Below are 4,334 nucleotides of genomic sequence, written 5' to 3' on the forward strand. Positions count from 1 at the left end.
CGACCGCATCGTCGAGAAGATCGTCGAGAAGCCCAACATCGTCGAGAAGATCATCGAGCGGCCCGTCGACCGCATCGTCGAGAAGATCGTCGAGAAGCCCAACATCGTCGAGAAGGTCATCGAGAAGCCGGTCGACCGCATCGTCGAGAAGATCGTCGAGCGTCCCAACATCGTCGAGAAGGTCATCGATCGGCAGGTTGACCGGGTGGTCGAGAAGGTCGTCGAGCGGCCGAAGATCATCGAGAAGGTCATCGACCGCCCCGTGGAGAAGGTGCTGGAGAAGATCGTCACCAGCCCGGTGCTCGTGGAGAAGGTCATCGAGCGCGATGTCGAGATCGTCCAGGAGGTCATCGTCGAGCGGCCGGTCGAGACCAGGATCGAGAAGATCGTCGAGAAGCCGGTCTACGTCGAGGTCGAGCGGATCGTCGAGAAGCCGGTCGAGCGGATCGTCGAGGTTGTCATCGAGAAGCCGGTGATCGTCCAGAAGTTCGTGGAGAGGGAAGTCCAGCGGGTCGTCGAGCACGGCGCCGAGGAGATCCACGTCACGCGGCACACTCTCAGCGAGGCCAGCGAGGTGGAGGCCCGCTACATCGAGCGGGGAACCCGCGAGGTGGAGTGGGTGGAGCGCGCAACGGGCGAGCACCCCGACGATGACGTCGTCGGTGACGAGTCCACCGTGTTCCGGGCTCGTGAGGCCTACATCATCGACCCGAACGATCCGAACTACCGGGAGGATGATCCGCGGCACCGTCGGCCCTGACTCGCCGGCACCGATTAGCATGACGCCGGGGCGGTCGAAACCCCCTCCCGCCCCGGCGTCATCCCACTCAGGACAACGCAAGACCCACACGGGAAAACACCTAAGGAGTAAAGAAGTGACACCAACTGTGTCGCCGCGTCGTCGCGGCGCGCTTGCACTGGGCGGGATCTTCGTGGTCGCCGGCACCATGCTGGCCACCCCGCAGATCGCGTTCGCTGCGCCGTCCACCGAGGCAGTCAACGCCATCAACGACCGCTACAGCACGTTCGGCGGCGAAGGCTCACTGCTGGGTCCGGCGATCGGCGAGGCCGAGGACGTCCAAGGTGGCGTCAAGCGGGAGTTCCAGGGCGGAACCATCTACTACTCGAAGGATTCCGGCGCCCACGTGATGTACGGCCAGATCCTCGAGCGGTACAAGGCTTTGGGCGGACCCACCAGCGGTCTCGGCTTCCCCAAGAACGACGAGAGCGACACCGGCGACGGAGTGGGTCGTTTCAACGACTTCTCCACGCCGGAGGGCGCGTCGATCTACTGGAGCCCGCAACAGGGCGCCTCGGTTGTCAAGGGCAAGGTACTCGAGGCATGGCGTCAGTCCGGCGGCATCACCGGGCCGTTCGGGTACCCGTCCGCCGACGTGTCAGATATGGGCGGCGTGCTGACCGGCAAGTTCGTCGGTCCGGAGGGCACTGAGATCCAGTGGTCCAAGGCTGCCGGTCTGGTCACCATCCCGGCGGCACTGGCCGGCAAGATTCCCGGATTCGGCAAAGAAGGGACCGCGTCAGTGAGCAAGCCCAACGTCACCGCGCCGACCGCCCCGAAGGTGGAGAAGGAGGGTGGCTTCAAGTGGTGGTGGCTGATCCCGATCCTGGGTCTGCTGGGCCTGCTCGCCTTCCTGCCGCGGCTGTTCAAGAAGAAGCCGGTTGAGGTTGCACCGGTCAAGGTTGCACCGCGTGCTCCGGAGGTGAAGAAGGTCGTCACGCCTCCGCCGCCGCCGCGTCCGGCCCCGGTGGCCAAGCCGGTCACTCCGCCCGCTCCCCCGCGTCCGGCACCCAAGCCGCCGGCCCCGGCCCCGAAGCCGGTTGTGAAGACTCCGCCCCCGCCGCCGCCGGCCCCCAAGCCGGTCGTTCGTCCGGTGGAGCACATCCGCGAGGAGGTCAAGGAGGTCAAGGCAAACATCCGCGAGGAGGTCAAGGAGGTCAAGGCTCACATCCGCGAAGAGGTGACCGAGGCCAAGGCCACGATTCGCGAGGCCGTACACCACGACGACGACGTCGCCCCGGTAATCAAGTACGAGACCCACACCCCCGCTGAGACCAGCATCCGGGTCACCTACGAGAACAATGCGGTCGGCGATCACCAGGAAAGCCGTGCCGACAAGAGCGACCTCACCCCTGATCACCTACAGGACTGATCAGTTCGGTCAACCAACTAAGGGTGCCCAGCAGGGCAGCCGGCCGTTAAGGAGAAGAAAATGGAATGGTTACTCGGAGCCGTCGGCGGTTTGCTCGGCGGTAACGCGGCCGGAGCCAAGGGCGGTCTAGGAGTCGGTGGCAACAGCGTCACCGGTGCACTGGGCGGTCTACTCGGCGGCGGCCTGGGCGCGAACCTACTGGGTGGTGGCGGCAACGACATCATGAACCTGGTGGGTGGGCTCGGCGGCGGAGGGATCGGCGGCGCCGTCCTGACCGCCATCGTGGGCATGGTCATGAAGGGACGTAACAAGACCACCTGACGGCCCAAACCAACCCCGAACACCCGGCACGGAGCTTTCTGCTCCGTGCCGGGTGTTTCGTTATGTGACGAAACCTCAGGCTATCGCGGTGAGGACATCGCGCTCACCGTTACCGGGCCGCTGCGGGGCGGGCCAGGGCTGCGGGACGGGCCGTTGCCGGACGACCTGGGGCCACCAGAACCACCGGCCCAACAGCGCCGCGATCGCAGGCGTCATGAAGGACCTGATCACCAGGGTGTCGAAGAGAAGACCAAGACTGATGGTGGTGCCGACCTGGGCCAGGATTGTCAGCTCGCTGAACGCCATGGCCGCCATCGTCATCGCAAAGACCAAGCCTGCGGAGGTGACGACCGCGCCGGTTCCGGCCATCGATCGGATGATTCCCGTGCGCAGTCCGGCGTGGATCTCCTCTTTGAACCGGGACACCAGGAGCAGGTTGTAGTCCGAGCCGACGGCCAGCAGGATGATCACCGACATCGCCAGCACCATCCAGTGCAGCGGTTGGCCGAGGATGTGCTGCCAGATCAGGATCGACAGCCCGAACGAGGTGCCCAGTGACACCACCACGGTGCCGACGATCACCGCGGCGGCCACCACGCTGCGCGTCATGATGAGCATGATGACGAAAATCAGGCTCAGTGCGGCGACCCCGGCGATCAGCAGGTCGTAGTTGGCGCCGTCCTGCATGTCCTTGAAACTGGTGGCCGTGCCGGCAAGGTAGATCCGCGATCCCTCCAGCGGTGTTCCCTTGATTGCCTCGAAGGCGGCGTTGCGGATGGTGTCCACGCGGGTGAGACCCTCCGGTGACATCGGGTCGCCCTCATGAGAAATGATGAACCGCACTGCTTTTCCGTCGGGCGACAGGAACATCTTCATTCCGCGCTGGAAGTCCGGGTTGTCGAATACCTCCGGAGGCAGGTAAAACGTGTCATCGTTCTTGGCTTCATCGAACGCCTTGCCCATGGCGTTCTGGTTCTGCTGCATTTCCTGCATCTGGTCATACATGCCCGACTGCGTGCTCTGCAGGGTCAACTGCATGAGCCGCATGGACTGCAGGGTCGAGATCATCGTCGGCATCAGTGAGCGCAACTGGGTAGTCACGGCGTCAAGCTGACCAAGGACCGGCAACAGCGCCTTGATGTCGTCGGTGGTGGCGCTGATGCCGTCCATGGTGTCGAAGACCGAGCGGATCGCCGTGCACACCGGAATGTTGAAACAGTGCGGCTCCCAATAGAAGTAGTTGCGCATCGGCCGGAAGAAGTCGTCGAAGTCGGCGATGTGATCGCGCATTTCCTTGACGTCTTCATAGGTCACGTTCATCTTCCCGATCATCGAACGCGTGACGGCGTTGAGTTCGCCCATCAGGTCATACATCTTCTGCATGCTCTGGATGCTGGCCTGCATGTCGTCGCCCATTCGGAGCATGTCCTTCATGCGGTCCTGCAGGTAGGACATATTCAGACTCTGTGTTGTGCCTTGCATACCCAACAGGAACGGGATCGAGCTGTGCTCCAGTGGGCTGCCCTGGGGTCGGGTGATGGTCTGGACCCGACCTATTCCGGGTTGACGGAACATCGACTTGGCGACCCGGTCGATCACGAGGAAGTCTGCCGAATTACGAAGGTCGCGGTCACTCTCGAGCATGAGCAGTTCCGGGCTGAGCCGGGATGCCGGAAAGTGACGTTCGGCGGCGGCGAATCCCTCCGCGGCCGGGATGTCGGGCGGCAGGTAATTCCGTTGGTTGTAGTCGGTGCGGTAGCCGGGCAGCGCCAGCAGGCCGACCAGACAAAGAGCGGTGGTCGCCACTAGGATCGGCCCCGGCCAACGCACGACGGCGGTGCC

Annotated in this window: 3 protein-coding genes and 1 pseudogene; 3 read left to right on the forward strand and 1 reads right to left on the reverse strand. The window is 63.9% G+C overall.

What is annotated here, in order from left to right; genetic code table 11:
• The 3 genes and pseudogenes from ADBZ5N_RS17575 to ADBZ5N_RS17585 form a co-directional block, all read left to right on the forward strand.
• Nucleotides 1–760: pseudogene (locus ADBZ5N_RS17575) on the forward strand (hypothetical protein); the annotation flags it as partial.
• 115 nt (nt 761–875) lie between these two features.
• Entirely contained in the window at nt 876–2,171 is a 1,296-nt protein-coding gene (locus ADBZ5N_RS17580; protein ID WP_526259668.1) for an LGFP repeat-containing protein, read from the forward strand.
• A 60-nt stretch (nt 2,172–2,231) separates the two neighbouring features.
• Entirely contained in the window at nt 2,232–2,492 is a 261-nt protein-coding gene (locus tag ADBZ5N_RS17585) for a hypothetical protein (protein ID WP_526259670.1), read from the forward strand.
• 75 nt (nt 2,493–2,567) lie between these two features.
• On the opposite strand, the gene ADBZ5N_RS17590 is transcribed toward ADBZ5N_RS17585, so the two are convergent.
• On the reverse strand, nt 2,568–4,334 hold a 1,767-nt coding region (locus ADBZ5N_RS17590; RefSeq protein WP_526259672.1), incomplete at its 5' end, for an MMPL/RND family transporter.

Origin of the sequence: Mycobacterium sp. (assembly GCF_044370595.1) — a bacterium.
GTDB lineage: Bacteria > Actinomycetota > Actinomycetes > Mycobacteriales > Mycobacteriaceae > Mycobacterium.